This window comes from Pseudomonas sp. PvP028 (assembly GCF_017832255.1).
Classification (GTDB): domain Bacteria; phylum Pseudomonadota; class Gammaproteobacteria; order Pseudomonadales; family Pseudomonadaceae; genus Aquipseudomonas; species Aquipseudomonas syringae.
Window position 1 is genome coordinate 4,067,080 of the sequence record NZ_JAFIBL010000001.1, and the last position, 15,367, is coordinate 4,082,446.

The window sequence follows — 15,367 nt, forward strand, 5'->3', positions numbered from 1 at the left end:
CAATGGTCGGTCATTTTGTTGCCATCACGGGAATCTGCTCGCCGGGACCGGCCTGCTCGGCAGCGATCAGCCGCTCCAGAATCTTGCGTGACTGCACGCCACCGGCGTCGATATTGAGCTTGAGCAAGTTGCGATGCGGGTGCTTGAGCAGGTTCTGTTGCTGGCGCTCAAGCATTTCCAGGTCTTCGGTGAATATCTTGCCCTGGCCTTCGCGGATGCTGGCGGTCAGCTCTTGGTCAGCGGGATTGAAGTTGCGCGCCATGCCCCAGAAGTACCAGATGGACGTGTCGGTCTCGGGGGTGATGAAGTCGACGACGATGCTCGACGCCTTGAACTCTTTAGGTGCGTCATAGCCGCCTTTACCCGCATGGGCTACGCCGACTTCGATCAGCACATGGCTGGGCGGAGTGAAGCGGCAGATCTGCCAGCGATCGACCGGCACGTCATCGGCCAGGTTGTTGCCACGCAGTGCCATCTGCCAGAACGGTGGCGGCATGATGTTTTCCATGTGCCGGGCGGTGACCACTTCTTCACCTTCGACGGTTGTAACGGGCGCGGCTTCGTCGATTTCCTTCTGGCCTATGCTGGACGCATGCACGTAGGTTTCGTGGGTGAGGTCCATCAGGTTGTCGATCATCAGGCGGTAGTCGCACTGGATATGAAACAGCCCGCCGCCGTAGGCCCATTCGTCGCTGACGGCCCACTCCAGATGATGAATGAGTGCCGGGTCGGCTTTTTCCCGGTCACCTGGCCAGACCCAGATGAAGCCGTAGCGCTCGACCGCCGCGAAGGTCTTGTTGCAAGGGAAGCCTCGAACACGCTGGCCGGGCATTGAAACCGTCTTGCCGTCGCCGCCCATTACCAGCCCGTGGTAACCACACACCAGTTGGCCGTTCTCGACATAGCCCAGCGAGAGCGGGGCGCCGCGATGCGGGCAGAAGTCTTCGACGGCAACGACCTGCTGGTTCTGGTCGCGATAGAACACCATCTTTTCGTTGCAGATCTGCCGGCCCAGAGGCTTGTCGGCGACTTCATCCGCTGTGCAAGCGACGTACCACGCATTTTTCGGGTGCATGATGGTTCTCCACGGTTCGATTATTGGTCTTATGGATCCACAGAATGAATCAAGTTGTTTCCTCGTGATTATTAATGCCACAAGATCGAGATTAATCCAATGATTAATTTTGTTAACTATTATTTAATGGATCCACAGAGGCTGATCAGTCAGGGCTGGATACCTGCAACGCTGCTCGCAGGCGCGGCGCGAGTGCTTCCAGCAGAGTCTGCACGGAACGCAGTGCGCGACAGTCGGGGCGGGTCAGCAGCCACAGCTCGGTGCGGCATCCTTCCAGCGGCCCACTCAGACGTTCGACCGCCCCAAGGCCCTCGACCGTAAAGCCGGTTAACGCCGCAACGCCCAAGCCTGCAGCGACCAATTGCGAGACAGCCGACATGCTGCTGCAGCGGTAGCTCGGTAATACCCCCGGAAAGGTCTGTTTGCGCCAGATCACCGAGGTGTGGTCGGGCATCGAGTCGTCGGGGCTGATCCATGGGATCGAGGCCGGGGTTTGCGTCAAGGCCTCGCGGTATTCGGGGCGACCGCAGACAAAGTAGTCGGCACTGCCTAAGCAGCGTCCGATCAGGTGCTCGGGTGGCGTATTGGTCAGGCGCAGGGCGATGTCGGCATCACGACGGCTGAGGTTGGCAAAAGCATTGGAGGTGGCCAGCTCCAGCGTAAGGGCCGGGTACTGCGGCATGAAGTCTGCCAGCGCGGGTAATAGCAGGCTGTGCAGTACCGCATCGGTACAGGTCAGGCGTACCGTGCCGCTGACCACCTGTTCGCCCTGTTGCAAGGCGATGCGCGCAGCGGCAAGTGCCTGTTCGGCGCGCTCGGCCTGCTCGGCCATGGCCTGAGCGGTATCGGTCGGTATGTACCCGCGCCGGTTCTTTTCAAATAGCGCTGCGCCAAGCGCGGCTTCCAGGCGACGGATCGAGCGGAATACGGTCGATACATCAACTTGCAACAGATCGGCGGCACGGGCCAGCGTGCGGCCGCGAACCAGGGCGAGCACCAGTGAAAGGTCGGCGTGGGTGATTTCATATTGCATCGGTGCATTGTTCCTTTGCCGGAATGCCTATGTTTGTTGCGCAGACGACTATCCTAGACTGGTTTCATTCCCGCTGGATAGCGCCCGACCGGCGCTGGCCACTCAGATTTCAAACAGGATTCAACCTATGTCGCGACATCCCTTGATCGGTGTCACCGCCTGCCGTCAGCAATTGGGCAAGTATTCCTCTCACACGGCAGGCGACAAGTACGTCGAGGCCGCAGCCTTCGCCGGTATGCCGGTCATTCTGCCTGCACTCGAGGTGCCCACCGAGCCTGCGCAACTGCTCGCGTCGCTGGATGGCCTGCTGTTTACCGGCTCGCCGTCCAACGTCGAGCCGCGTCACTACAATGGGCCGGCGAGCGTGGAGGGCACCGCCCATGATGTATTCCGGGATCGCACCACTCTGCCGCTGCTCAGGGCTGCTATCGCTCAGGGCGTGCCGGTGTTGTGCATTTGCCGCGGTTTTCAGGAGCTGAATGTCGCGCTGGGCGGCAGCCTGCATCAGCGGGTCCAGGAGTTGCCCGGCTATCTGGATCATCGCGAGCCGCAAAGCGATGTGCTGGCGGTGCAGTACGCGCCAAAGCATGCCGTGCAGGTGCAGCCGGGCGGTCTGCTCGACGCGCTCGGGCTGGCACCGGGGTTCGAGGTCAACAGCCTGCACAGCCAGGGTATCGATCGCCTGGCGTCGGACCTGCGCGCAGAAGCATTGGCCCCCGATGGCCTTGTGGAAGCGGTTTCCATGCCCGGCGCGCCAGGCTTTGTGCTGGGCGTGCAGTGGCACCCGGAATGGGAGTTCATGGACAACCCTGTTTCGCTCAGCCTGTTCAAGGCCTTTCGCGAGGCCAGCCAGAGGTATGCGCGCAGCAGCCGCTAGAGCGATGAGCTGCTGAGTGTTGTGGGCAAACGTGATTTAATATCCGGCTTGACGGGCTTCGGGTAATGGACGATCCATTGCGCCGGGGCGCTGCCTCATTCACCGGATATCTTTCACATAAGGCCACTATGGATACGGGAGCACGACTCAAACTGGTGCGTGAAAGCTACAAGCTGTCACAGCGTGAGCTCGCCAGACGCAGTGGTGTGACCAATGCCACGATTTCCCTCATCGAGCAAAATCGTGTCAGTCCTTCCATCAGTTCGCTGAAAAAGCTGCTTGAAGGCATTCCTATGACGCTGGCGGATTTTTTCACGTTCGATCAGCCTCCTGGGCAGGATCAGTACGTGTTTCGAGCCGGTGATCAACCCGACCTGGGGCGCAACGGTGCGCGCCTGCTGCTGGTCGGGGCGACCCTGCCGAGCCGGCAAATGCGCTTTCTTCGTGAGCAATACGCGCCAGGCGCCGACTCGGGCGATGAACCGATCGTTCACAGCGAAGGCGAGGAGTGTGGTCTGGTGACGCGCGGCACTGTGGAGCTGACTATCGATGGACAGGTCAACATCCTCGGTCCAGGAGACGGCTATTACTTCCCGACCACCTTGCCGCATCGCTTCCGCAATATCGGCCAGGATGAAGCCGAGATCATCAGCGCCAACACACCCGCTAACTTCTAGCCTGCTTTTGCTGACGTGCCGTTACGATGGCGTGGGTACCGTTGGCACGTCTGGATGAAATTCAAATGACCAGCGCTGTCGGTCTATAACCCTGCGGGTTCATGCACTGCCAGCGCCAGGCATCAGTGAGCATCGAATCAAGGTTGAACCTGGCCCGCCAATCCAGCTCACGCGCTGCTTTTCCTGGATCGGACCAGCATGCTGCAATGTCTCCGGGCCGGCGTGGCTCAAAGATCAAAGGCACAGCTTTGCCGGAGATACGTTCGAAGGCTTGCACCACCTCAAGCACTGAATAGCCCTGTCCTGTGCCCAGATTCCAGACGGATACGCCGCGCTGGTCATGAATTCTGTCCAGCGCCTTCAAGTGTCCCTCGGCCAGATCCATGACATGAAGGTAATCACGCACACCTGTTCCGTCCGGCGTGGGGTAGTCACTGCCAAAAATGTGCAGAGCGGGGCGCAGTCGATTGGCAACCTGCAGCAGGAAGGGCAACAGATTGTTCGGCGTGTTGCAGGGCGACTCGCCCAGCAAGCCGGACGGATGCGCACCAATGGGGTTGAAGTAGCGCAGCAGCCCGATGGACCAGCGTGGATCCGAGCGAGCGACGCTTTGCATCACATGCTCGGCCATCAGTTTGGAGTGCCCGTAAGGATTGGTCGGTAAACCCAGTGGGCAGTTCTCATCCAGCGGCATTTGCTCACACTCGCCGTAAACCGTCGCGGATGAGCTGAATAACAGGTCGAACACGCCTGCTTCTGCCATTGCCTGACACAAGTTGACGCTGCCGCTCACGTTGGTCTCGAAATAGCGCAGCGGCTCTCGAACGCTTTCGCCCACCGCCTTGAGCCCGGCGCAATGCACCACCGCCTTGACAGGGTGCTGAGCGAACAATCGGTGCAACGTCGCTTTGCTGCGCACGTCGCCGTGGATAAACACAACCTGTCGCCCGCAGAGTTCCTCAACCCGTCTTAACGGCTCTCGCGAACTGTTGCACAAGTTATCAAGCACGACGACATCGCGGCCATCTTCAAGCAATTCGAGCGCGATATGAGCGCCAATGTATCCCGCACCACCGGTAACCAGAATCATGAGTGTCCTTCCTGGATTTTCGCCGCCTCGTTAAGAAGCGAGCTGAGGGCTCCGCCTCGTGACCTTTCTCAACAGGACGACAACGGAGCCTTGCTTGCGAAAATCAGGACCAGACCACCGCGTGGGGGACGTGGTTAAAACGTACTGCAGGTACCAAAAAACATTCGCTCAAGACTAAGGGCGTATTCTCTGCGACGAGTTCAATGCGTCATTCCCGACGGCGCATACCCTTTATCGGAATCAACGAACAGCGGCCTGGGCGCGTGTTCGAAACTGATGAGCCGGTCTATGGTTGCTGCATGCATGTGATGGTTCCATGTACGCAACAGCCGCCACTGCCTATCCTCATCATGAATGCCGTCGAAGCTTAGCCCTTTCAAGAGCCCTTCAGTTTCATCCAGGACTTTCTAACAGAAGGGAAACTCTATGAACGGTGTTCAAACAATCCAGTCCGAGACGTTGGCCTTAACCCGAGTCGAGGCCGTCGTCAGGCCTTTGCTGCTGTGCCTGTCCCATCTGCGATGGGGGTTTGTCTATCAGCGTCCTCAGCACATCATGTCGCGCATGGCGCAGGATTATCAGGTGGTGTTTCTTGAGGAGCCTGTTCTGTCGGACTCCCCTGATATCCGCCTTGAGCAGTTGCCGCAAGCGTGCGGTGTCACAGTACTGGTGCCGCACCTGCCCTGGAAGATGCAGCCTGATGAGGTGATCACCGCACAGCGTGTATTACTGAATCGGTTTATCGATGCACAACGTTTTGGTGAGTTGCTGTTGTGGTATTTCACCCCGATGAGCCTGGCGTTTACCGATCACCTCAGCGCGCACGTGACGATCTTCGATTGCATGGACGAATTGTCTGCGTTCAAAGGTGCGCCGCCAGAGCTTGTCGAACAGGAAGAAGCATTGATGAAGCGCGCAGATGTTGTGTTTACTGGCGGCTTCAGCCTGTGGGAGACCAAGCGTCGGCAGCATGCGAACGCGCACGCCATGCCCAGCAGTGTCGATTTCGGGCATTTTTCAGCCGCTCGCAACGTGCAGCCTGACCCCGAGGATCAACAGTACATTCCTTATCCAAGACTCGGCTTTTTCGGCGTCATTGACGAACGTTTTGATATCGGGCTGATTCAACAACTGGCCGAGTTGCAGCCGCACTGGCAAATCGTTTTGATCGGCCCGGTGGTGAAGATCGACCCGGCAAGCCTGCCGAATTTGGCCAACGTCCATTATCTAGGCAGCAAGTCCTATGACGACTTGCCAGCCTATCTGTCTGGCTGGGACGTTGCGTTGATGCCATTTGCGCTGAACGACTCCACACGCTTTATCAGCCCGACCAAGACGCCGGAATATCTGGCTGGCGGCTGCCCGGTGGTATCAACCCGGATTGCCGATGTGGTCAGAACGTATGGTGAGTCGGGTGTTGTCGCCATTGCCGATGATGCCGACGCGTTTGCGCGCGCGATTCAAGAGGCACTGGCGCATAAAGGGACTATTGGTTTTCTTCGCAAAGTTGACGCGTTGCTGGTCGGCGAGTCCTGGGACAATACGTGCGCGGCCATGAAGGCGCAAATTGACCTGGTGGCCATCGGGGAGCACATAGAATGCCTCGGATAAATCTCGAATCAGCCGCGTGTGAAAAGACGCCCTATGACTTTCTGATCGTCGGTGCAGGTTTTGCAGGCAGTGTGTTGGCGGAAAGGCTGGCGGCTGGATCGAGTAAGCGCGTTTTGCTTATCGACCGACGTCCACATATCGCGGGTAACGCTTACGATCACCTGGACAGCGCCGGGGTGTTGGTTCATCGATACGGGCCACATATATTCCACACCAACGCTGAGCGGATTGTGGAATACCTTTCACGATTTACCGAATGGCGCGATTACGAACACCGCGTGCTTGCCAGCGTAGACGACCAACTGCTGCCTGTTCCGATCAACCTCGATACGCTCAACAGCCTGTACGGCTTACAGATGAATGAACGAGAAGCCGAAGCGTTTCTTGCCAGCCGTGCCGAGCCCGTCGAGACGATAAGAACCTCCGAAGACGTTGTGATCAATCAGATTGGTCGGGAGCTGTACGAGAAGTTTTTCCGTGGCTACACCCGCAAACAATGGGGGCTGGATCCCTCGCAACTGGACCGGTCGGTTACCGCCCGAGTGCCTACCCGCACTAACTCGGACAATCGTTATTTCACAGATACTTTTCAGAAAATGCCGCTGCACGGCTACACGCACATGTTTGAGCGGATACTCAACCATCCGCTTATCGATACGGTACTGGGGGTCGACTTTGCCGATGTCCGCACGGCGGTGAAGTATTCGCATTTGATCTATTGCGGGCCGATTGATGAATACTTCGGTTATTGCTATGGCCGTCTTCCGTATCGGTCGTTGCGTTTCGAGCACAAGACCGTTGATCAGGCGCAGTTTCAATCGGTGGCGGTGGTCAACTACCCGGATGAAGCGGTCCCTCATACGCGCATCACCGAATACAAGCACCTTACCGGTCAACTGCACGCCAGAACCAGTCTCAGCTATGAGTTTCCAAGTGCCGAAGGCGATCCTTATTACCCCATTCCCCGACCCGAAAATGCCGAGTTGTACAAGCGTTACAAGGCATTGGCCGATCAGTCGGATGAGGTCACTTTCCTTGGGCGGCTGGGCACTTACAAGTATTACAACATGGACCAGGTCGTGGGCCAGGCATTGGCGTTGTACCAGCGGCTGGCCCATGACTTCCCTGAGCCGCCTCCCGAACCGATCGAACAGCCTGCGCGAGGTTGAGCATGGGTGGTCTGTTCGACAGTTTTTTCATCGGCGGATTCGAGTGCGCCAGCCATCGACGAGGTGACGGTGTGCGACTCGACCTGCTTCACGCCACCGGGCACGACCGCTGGGCACAGAAAGATTTTGTCGCGCTGGCTGAGTGCGGAATACGTACTGTACGTGACGGTCTGCGCTGGCATCTGATTGAAGCCCGTCCAGATTGTTACGACTGGAGCAGTTTTCTGCCCATGCTGCGAGCTGCGCGGCATCAGGGCACCCAGGTCATCTGGGACTTGTGCCATTACGGTTACCCAGATCATCTGGATGTCTGGCGGCCGCAGTTTGTCGAGCACTTTGCGCGTTTTGCAGCGGCGGTGGCTCAGGTCGTCAAAGACGAAGGGGAGACCGCACCTTTCTATTCGCCGATCAATGAGATTTCGTTCTGGAGTTGGGCCGGGGGCGACATGGCTTATTTCAACCCCGGTAGCGAGCAGCGCGGCATGGAGCTCAAGCATCAACTGGTCCGGGCCAGTATTGCGGCAATAGACGCGGTACGCACGGTAGAGCCCAACGCGCGTTTTATTCAGGCCGAGCCATTGATTCATGTAGTACCGGCAACGCGGAGCGGCGCGGATGCCGCGGCAGCAGAACGTTATCGGCTGGCGCAGTTCGAAGCCTGGGATCTGTTATCCGGACGGCAATGGCCTGGGCTGGGCGGCCGCCCCGAGTATCTGGATATCCTGGGCGTCAACTTTTATCCGCATAATCAATGGCAGCTCAATGGCCATAAGCTTACGCACGACGATCCGCAGTACAGGCCTTTTCAAGGCATGTTGAGCGAGCTGCACAGGCGATACGCCAGACCGATATTGATTTCTGAAACCGGTGCTGAAGACGTTCAGCGTCTGCCCTGGTTCAATTACGTTTGTGCCGAGGTCAGCAAGGCGGTGAGGGCAGGCGTACCTGTGCAAGGTATCTGCTGGTATCCCGTTCTCGATTATCCGGGCTGGGACGACGGTCGATACTGTCCGGCGGGGCTGCTGGGTTACGCAGACGGGCAGGGTGCTCGGGCGATCTTTGACCCTTTGCAGGTGGCGTTGCGCGAAAACACGCTTGAATTGGCGGCTCTCATTCGAGAAAAGAATGGAAAATTTGCCGTTTGAGTAAGCGCTTCGGGAGTGCGTGACCCTTCAAATGAATATAATTCGATTTTTGTCAGAAACTTTAGAACCCTTTTGAGGCTTCGCCAGTCCTAGCCATTAGAGAGCAGGCGCAATAGCCCAATAAACAGTCGTGGAGTTTCTGGAGTGTCGGAAAATAAAGCCCGGGTCGACAATGCGGCGACGGGAGATATCAAACATCAGGGAAAGGATATCTTTTTCGCGGCGGTAGAAACGACCCGGATGCCGATGATCGTGACGGACCCCAATCGCCCGGACAATCCCATCATTTTTGCCAACCAGGCATTTCTGGAAATGACCGGCTATGCGTCAGAGGAAATCATCGGGAGCAACTGCCGGTTTCTTCAAGGGCCGGACACTGACCGGGCGGCGGTGCAGTCGATTCGCGATGCCATCGAAGAGCGCGTCGATATCTCCACTGAAATTCTCAACTATCGCAAGGACGGTTCATCGTTCTGGAATGCGCTGTTTATTTCCCCGGTCTATAACGACGCGGGCGACCTGATTTATTTCTTTGCGTCGCAGCTGGACATCAGCCGCCGTCGAGATGCCGAAGAAGCATTGCGTCAGGCTCAAAAGATGGAGGCCTTGGGGCAGCTTACCGGTGGCATCGCGCACGACTTCAATAACCTGCTGCAAGTGATGGGTGGTTATATCGATCTGATCGGCAGTGCGGCAGAGAAACCCACCATTGATGTGCAGCGTGTCCAGCGCAGTGTTCATCACGCCAAGTCTGCCGTCGAACGCGCCAGTACACTGACCAAGCAACTGCTGGCATTTGCCCGGAAACAGAAACTGCAGGGGCGAGTCCTCAACCTCAATGGCCTGGTTTCCACGACAGAGCCGCTGATCGAGCGTACTTTTGGCCCGGAAGTGGTTATCGAAACCGATCTGGATCCGGCACTGAAGAACTGCCGTATCGATCCAACCCAGGCAGAAGTCGCACTGCTTAATATTTTCATTAATGCGCGCGATGCACTCATTGGTAGGCCCGACCCGAAGATATTTATTGAAACCCGCAATCTGGTCGTCGACGAGTTGGCCAATATGTCTTACGACGGTCTGTTACCCGGCCGTTATGTCTCTATTGCGGTGACGGACAACGGCATCGGCATGCCCGCGAGTATCCGTGATCGGGTAATGGACCCGTTCTTTACTACCAAAGAAGAAGGCAAGGGCTCCGGGCTCGGTCTTTCGATGGTCTATGGCTTTGCCAAACAGTCGGGTGGTGCGGCGCGTATTTATACCGAAGAAGGTGTCGGCACCACGCTGCGCCTGTATTTCCCTGTAGACGAAGCCGTGCTGAGCAAGAACGATCCGCCGAAAGCCTCGGAAAGGCGCATTGGCAGTTGCGAACGAATTCTGATCGTGGAAGACCGTCCTGATGTGGCCGAGCTGGCGAAGATGGTACTGGATGATTACGGCTATGTGTCGGAAATCGTCCTCAATGCCCGTGAGGCGCTGAAGCGCTTCGAGGCCGGCGCCACATATGATTTGCTGTTCACTGACCTGATCATGCCGGGTGGCATGAACGGGGTGATGCTCGCGCGTGAAGTGAGGCGCAGGTACCCGAAGGTCAAAGTGCTGTTGACCACCGGTTACGCTGAAAGCTCGATCGAGCGAACCGACATTGGCGGTTCCGAGTTTGAGGTGGTATCCAAGCCTTGCATGCCGCAGGACCTCGCCAGGAAGGTCAGGCAGGTCCTCGACGGGCCGAACGGCATCGCCTGACGATACTGACAATGAACACATGAAGGCCTGCCTGTTCTCAGTCAGGCCTTCGTGCTGTTTGATATCTAATTAAGCCTATCCAATGAGTGCCGATATTCAAAAGGCAATCAGCCCGTAATGCCCGTCTGTTATTAACGGACATCAGACAACTGCCAATAGTTAGAGCAAACAACCTAAGAAAATGACAAGTGTGTAAATCGCTTGGAGCAAGGCGAGCAGGTAACGTTCCATTGATGTGCGTCACTATCAATACAGTTCTATTGTGCTTTTTCAAGCCTGAAAAAAAGCCTATAAAATTTTTAAACTTCTTGAACGTCGCTCGGGTCATTGATTTGTACGCCACACATGTGTGCGTTTACTGCCAATGACTCAAAGGACTATGACTATGATTCGCGACGACCGTATCGCCCCAGGTGCGCCTGTGTACCACGAAACTCATGCAGCGGCTCCGCTGCTTAAACGAATCTCCTGGAGTGCGATTCTGGCCGGTGTTGTTCTGGCCATGGTTGTTTCGCTGTTGCTGAACCTGTTGGGTACGGCAATCGGAAGTGCCAGTATCGATCCCATGCAGGAAGCCAATCCGTTGTCCGGCATTGGTACGGGCGCAGGTATCTGGGTCGTTGTAAGCTCGGTTATTTCGCTGTTCGTCGGCGGCTGGGCCGCTGGACGTCTGGCGCAGCGTGAAGGTGCATTTCATGGCCTGCTGGTATGGGCGAGCGTCTCGCTGATCACGGTTTATCTGGTCTCCAGCGCAGTGACCGGCGTCGTGCGCGGCGGGCTCAACCTGGCGGGCAGCGGCATGTCGGCACTGGGCAGTGGTATCGCACAGGTGGCTCCAGCCGTTGGCAGCAAGATTCAGGATCAATTGCGCGCCCAAGGCATCGATTTCAATCTGGACGATATTCAGGGCGAGATCGAAACAGCCATGCGTCAGACCGGCAAGCCCGAGCTGAACCCGGATAACGTCAAGCAGGAAGCTCAGGCGACCCAGCAAGACGCACAGAACACTGCCAAGCAGAGCGCACAGAATCCTCAGCAAGCCGACCAGCAATTGAGCGGCCTGATGGATCGCATCAAAGCAAAGGGCGACCAGGCATGGGATGCCGCTGACCGTCAGGCGCTGGTCAATCTGATCAAGGCGCGTGGCAACAAGACTGATGCCGAAGCCAACCAGATCGTTGATCAGGCTCAGGCCAGCTACCGTCAGGCTTATGCCAAGTATCAGGAACTGAAAGCTCAGGCTGAACAGAAAGCCCGCGAAGCGGCTGAAGTGACCGCCAAGCGTGTTTCGCAAGGTGCCTGGATTCTGCTGATCACGCTGGTGATCTCGGGTCTGGTAGCTGCGGGTGCAGGTGTACTGGGTCGTCGCACTCAGCCGCCAGCCAAGGTTGTTGCTGCGGTCTGATTCACTGCAAAAAAGTGAACTGATGTATTGAATGGGGGGCGATTATCGCTCCCCATTTTTTTGTTTTCATAGAGCTGCAATGAAGTCTGAACAGTGGCTGAACTGTTCACGATCATGGCTGGGATTTCACCCTGAAGGCTTCATGGGTTAACACATTCTCAACAATAACCCTTTTATACTTTATCGCTCCGATTGTATGTCTCCCCCTTCCACGTCGCTGCGGTCATTCCCTTGATAACTTCTCGCGTGCTGTCACCATTGCTTTTGCTGTTGGGCGTGTTGCTGTTTTTTATCGCGCTGGGCAATCACCAATTACAAAACTCGACAGAACCCCGCGTGGCCGGCATCGCCATGGAAATGCACCTGAGCGGCAACTGGGTTACCCCGAAATTGAACGATCAACCGTTCCTGGAAAAGCCGCCGATGAGTGTCTGGCTCGACGCTGCGTCCATCGGGGCGTTCGGTGCGACTCCCTGGGCGGTCAGGCTTGCGTCCGCCTGTGCGGGGCTGTTCAGCGTGTTGCTGCTTTACAGCATGCTGCGTCGCTTCGGGCGACCTGCCTCCATAGCGTGGGTGGCTGCATTCATGCTGGCGACCCAGGCCAGTTTCTGGAGCAATTCGCGGCAGGTGGGCGAGGACGCGTTGCTGGCGCTGGGTGTGAGCATGGCGTTGCTGGGGTTCTTTTGCGCCAGTCAGCGTCTGCGCAGCGACGGATTTCCCGCAGGCGCCTGGCTGCTCTTCGTAGTGGGGATTGCGCTGGCAACCCTGAGCAAGGGCGTGCTGGGCCTCGCGATGCCGGGTGTGGTCATTTTCGCCTGGCTTGTGTGCGAGTCGGTGCAGAGCAAACGCATTGTTCTCGCCCACTGGCTACGCCCGGCGATGTTCACCGTCCTGGCTTTGGTGCCTTTGCTGGTATGGCTGTGCTTTCTATACGGGCAGGGCGGTACGCAGTCGTTGAAGGACGTGCTCTGGACCAACAGTGTCGGACGGTTCAGTGGTTCGTTCGAAGAGGCGGGGCATTACGAGCCCGTGCATTACTATCTGACCAAACTGCCTGAAGCGTTTTTGCCGTGGAATGTGCTCGTCTATCTGGGGCTGTGGCATTTCCGCAAACAGCTGCGGGCCAACCGTTACCTGCTGTTTTTCAGCCTGTGGCTGATCGCGCAGTTCCTGTTGTTGTCGCTGGCCTCAAGTAAACGCACGGTCTATCTGATGTCACTGGCCCCGGCGGCGGCAGTCATCGCGGCGGAATACGCCTTTGTGTTAGGCGAGCGAATCAACGCACGCTCGCAAGGCTCTGCGTCGGCAGCGTTTGTGGTACGAAACCGACGGGCGATGACGGTTGCCGGGGTTGTGTTGATCGTGGCGGGGTATCTCGGCGCAGCCATATGGCTGGAACCGCGAGCGGACCGGCAGTTGTCGTTCCTGCCGCTGACTGACAAGGTCCATTCCCTGCAAGTCCAGGGACGGCACGTCGCCTTGTTTCAGCCCAGTGAACGGCTGGCAGGTGCCAGCGTGTTCTACAGCCAGAGCTTGCTGGATACATTCATATCCAGTGCTGACCTGAGCAGCTTTCTGACCCGTGCCGACGGCAATGTGGCGATCATGGAAAGCCTGCAGCCTCCCGAACCACCCTTGCGAGTGGTCGACAGCGTCAAGGTCGGCGAGCGTATCTACTATTTCGTCAGCCAGGCTCCGGTGACTGTCGGCAACTGACGGCCACCGGAGCAGCCCGTTACACGAACTGACTGCTGACAAGCGAGTTACAGGCCGTCCACTGCTTTTGTGGGATTGGCAGGTCGCACGATTCGCCACGGCCGATGGGGAAGTAGTGGAAGCCGCGTTTTGCCAGTCGTTCAGTGTCGTACAGATTGCGTCCATCGAAGATGATCGGCGCGTTCAGGCGTTGCTGGATCAACTCGAAATCCGGGGCTTTGAACTGTTGCCATTCAGTGCAGACGATCAATGCATCGGCCTCGTTGAGCGCGGACTCCGGCGTGCCCATGAGCATCAGGTCCTTGCGATGGCCATAGATGCGCTGGGTTTCCTGCATGGCCTCGGGGTCGAACGCCCGCACGCTGGCGCCAGCCTCCCATAACGCTTCCATGAGTACGCGGCTCGGGGCATCACGCATATCGTCGGTGTTGGGCTTGAACGCCAGGCCCCACAGGGCAAAGGTCTTGCCGCGCAGATCGCCCTGATAGAACGCGTTGACCCGCTCGAAGAGTTTGTTCTTCTGCCGTTCGTTGATGGCCTCGACCACCGACAGCAGATCGTTGGAGCAATGAGCCTCCCGGGCGCTGTGAATCAACGCGCGGATGTCCTTGCCGAAGCATGAACCGCCGTAACCGCAGCCGGGATAGATGAAGTCGTAACCTATCCGTGAGTCGGCACCGATGCCCAGCCGCACCAACTCGACGTCCGCGCCCAGATGCTCGGCCAGTTCGGCGATCTGGTTGATGAAGCTGATCTTGGTTGCCAGCATGCAGTTGGCGGCATACTTGGTCAGTTCGGCGCTACGCAGGTCCATGAACATGATCCGCTCATGATTGCGGTTGAACGGCGCATACAGCTCGCGCATGACGTTGCGCACGGCTTCATTTTCGCAGCCGATGACAATACGGTCCGGGCGCCGGCAATCGTTGACCGCCGAGCCCTCCTTCAGAAATTCCGGGTTGGAGACGATATCGAACTGCAGCAGCCGGCCCGCCTGACGCAGTGCCTGATCGACGTGGTTGCGCAAAGCGTCGCCACTGCCGACCGGCACGGTGGATTTCTCGACGATGATCAGCGGTTCGCGCCGATGCCGGGCGATGGCTTCGCCCACCGCAAAAAAGCCGCTCAGGTCGGCCGAACCATCAGCACGAGAGGGCGTGCCGACCGCGATGAACAGGACCTCGGCATGTTCCACTGCCAGTTGCTCGTCAGTGGTGAAACACAGACGCTGCTGGTCCAGGTTTTCACGCACCAGATTGGCCAGTCCTGGCTCGTAGATATGCACCTGGCCCTGACGCAACTGGTCGATCTTGGCCTGATCAATGTCCATGCAGACCACATCGTGGCCGACTTCGGCAAGCACGGTCGCTTGTACCAGGCCGACATATCCGCTACCGAAAACGCTGATTTTCATGGGGAAGATCCTGAGGTGATGGCCGGGGGACGCGCCGAAGGTTGATGATCAAGACACCTGCCACGATCAGGGTGACACCCACAGTTTTCGATACCGTGAATGTCTCGTGGAAAAACGGCAGTGCTGCGGCGAGCGTATAAACCAGCGCGTAGCTGATGCTGAGCAGCGAATAAGCACGGCTCAGGGGCAAGACCCGAAGAGCCAGCAACCAGAAAAGCATGGAGAGCGCATAAGCGGTGATCGAGGCGCAGACGACCATCAGGGCACTGAGATCGAGCTGCGTCGAATTGTGCAGTTCGAGCGAATGAGCGGGCGAGGGCAGGCGGCTCATGCTCCAGCGCATACCCAGCTGTGCCGCGCTGACCAGCGCCACACTGGCCATGGCGCACAGGGTTGCCCGGCAGCG

At 57.7% G+C, this 15,367-nt stretch carries 13 protein-coding genes; 8 read left to right on the top strand and 5 right to left on the bottom strand.

Annotated features, from left to right (window positions below; genetic code table 11):
- Positions 1-10: 10 nt before the first annotated feature.
- On the bottom strand, positions 11-1,075 hold the full coding sequence (locus tag JOE34_RS18090) for an aromatic ring-hydroxylating dioxygenase subunit alpha (protein ID WP_122243195.1): 1,065 nt from the start codon (positions 1,073-1,075) through the stop codon (positions 11-13).
- Positions 1,076-1,220: 145 nt separating this feature from the next.
- Positions 1,221-2,108: a LysR family transcriptional regulator gene (locus JOE34_RS18095; RefSeq protein WP_003396913.1), complete on the bottom strand. Its 888-nt coding sequence runs from the start codon at positions 2,106-2,108 to the stop codon at positions 1,221-1,223.
- Between the two features lie 127 nt (positions 2,109-2,235).
- Here JOE34_RS18095 and JOE34_RS18100 point away from each other — a divergent pair, with 127 nt between their 5' ends.
- Both JOE34_RS18100 and JOE34_RS18105 read left to right on the top strand, forming a co-directional pair.
- Positions 2,236-2,985, top strand: a complete 750-nt coding sequence (locus JOE34_RS18100; RefSeq protein WP_209996308.1) for a gamma-glutamyl-gamma-aminobutyrate hydrolase family protein — start codon at positions 2,236-2,238, stop codon at positions 2,983-2,985.
- Between the two features lie 128 nt (positions 2,986-3,113).
- Positions 3,114-3,662 (top strand): cupin domain-containing protein, encoded by a 549-nt coding sequence (locus JOE34_RS18105; protein ID WP_003344936.1) that lies wholly within the window; start codon positions 3,114-3,116, stop codon positions 3,660-3,662.
- Between the two features lie 61 nt (positions 3,663-3,723).
- Here the strand turns inward: JOE34_RS18105 and galE are convergent, their stop codons facing one another.
- Entirely contained in the window at positions 3,724-4,752 is a 1,029-nt protein-coding gene (gene galE / locus JOE34_RS18110; RefSeq protein WP_003396908.1) for a UDP-glucose 4-epimerase GalE, read from the bottom strand.
- A gap of 426 nt (positions 4,753-5,178) precedes the next feature.
- Between galE and JOE34_RS18115 the strand changes: the two genes are divergently transcribed.
- The 6 genes from JOE34_RS18115 (at position 5,179) to JOE34_RS18140 (ending at position 13,547) form a co-directional block, all read left to right on the top strand.
- Complete coding sequence (locus tag JOE34_RS18115; RefSeq protein ID WP_032661837.1) at positions 5,179-6,363, top strand: glycosyltransferase family 1 protein; 1,185 nt, start codon at positions 5,179-5,181, stop codon at positions 6,361-6,363.
- Complete coding sequence (gene glf / locus JOE34_RS18120) at positions 6,351-7,532, top strand: UDP-galactopyranose mutase (RefSeq protein ID WP_004417645.1); 1,182 nt, start codon at positions 6,351-6,353, stop codon at positions 7,530-7,532. Before JOE34_RS18115 ends, glf begins: the two co-directional genes overlap by 13 nt.
- A 2-nt stretch (positions 7,533-7,534) precedes the next feature.
- Positions 7,535-8,677: a family 1 glycosylhydrolase gene (locus JOE34_RS18125; RefSeq protein ID WP_209996310.1), complete on the top strand. Its 1,143-nt coding sequence runs from the start codon at positions 7,535-7,537 to the stop codon at positions 8,675-8,677.
- A gap of 144 nt (positions 8,678-8,821) precedes the next feature.
- Positions 8,822-10,426 carry a hybrid sensor histidine kinase/response regulator gene (locus JOE34_RS18130; RefSeq protein WP_003426528.1) on the top strand — a complete coding sequence of 535 codons (1,605 nt, stop codon included), beginning with the start codon at positions 8,822-8,824 and terminating at the stop codon, positions 10,424-10,426.
- Positions 10,427-10,811: 385 nt separating this feature from the next.
- A complete protein-coding gene (locus JOE34_RS18135; RefSeq protein WP_004417649.1) occupies positions 10,812-11,831 on the top strand; it encodes a hypothetical protein in 1,020 nt (339 codons plus the stop codon).
- Positions 11,832-12,065: 234 nt separating this feature from the next.
- The gene (locus JOE34_RS18140) at positions 12,066-13,547 is read left to right on the top strand and encodes a glycosyltransferase family 39 protein (protein WP_209996878.1); all 1,482 of its coding nucleotides are present in this window, start codon (positions 12,066-12,068) and stop codon (positions 13,545-13,547) included.
- 19 nt (positions 13,548-13,566) lie between these two features.
- On the opposite strand, the gene JOE34_RS18145 is transcribed toward JOE34_RS18140, so the two are convergent.
- The gene (locus JOE34_RS18145) at positions 13,567-14,961 is read right to left on the bottom strand and encodes a UDP-glucose/GDP-mannose dehydrogenase family protein (protein ID WP_032661832.1); all 1,395 of its coding nucleotides are present in this window, start codon (positions 14,959-14,961) and stop codon (positions 13,567-13,569) included.
- Positions 14,939-15,343, bottom strand: a complete 405-nt coding sequence (arnF, locus tag JOE34_RS18150) for a 4-amino-4-deoxy-L-arabinose-phosphoundecaprenol flippase subunit ArnF (RefSeq protein ID WP_003396894.1) — start codon at positions 15,341-15,343, stop codon at positions 14,939-14,941. Before arnF ends, JOE34_RS18145 begins: the two co-directional genes overlap by 23 nt.
- Positions 15,344-15,367: the final 24 nt, after the last annotated feature.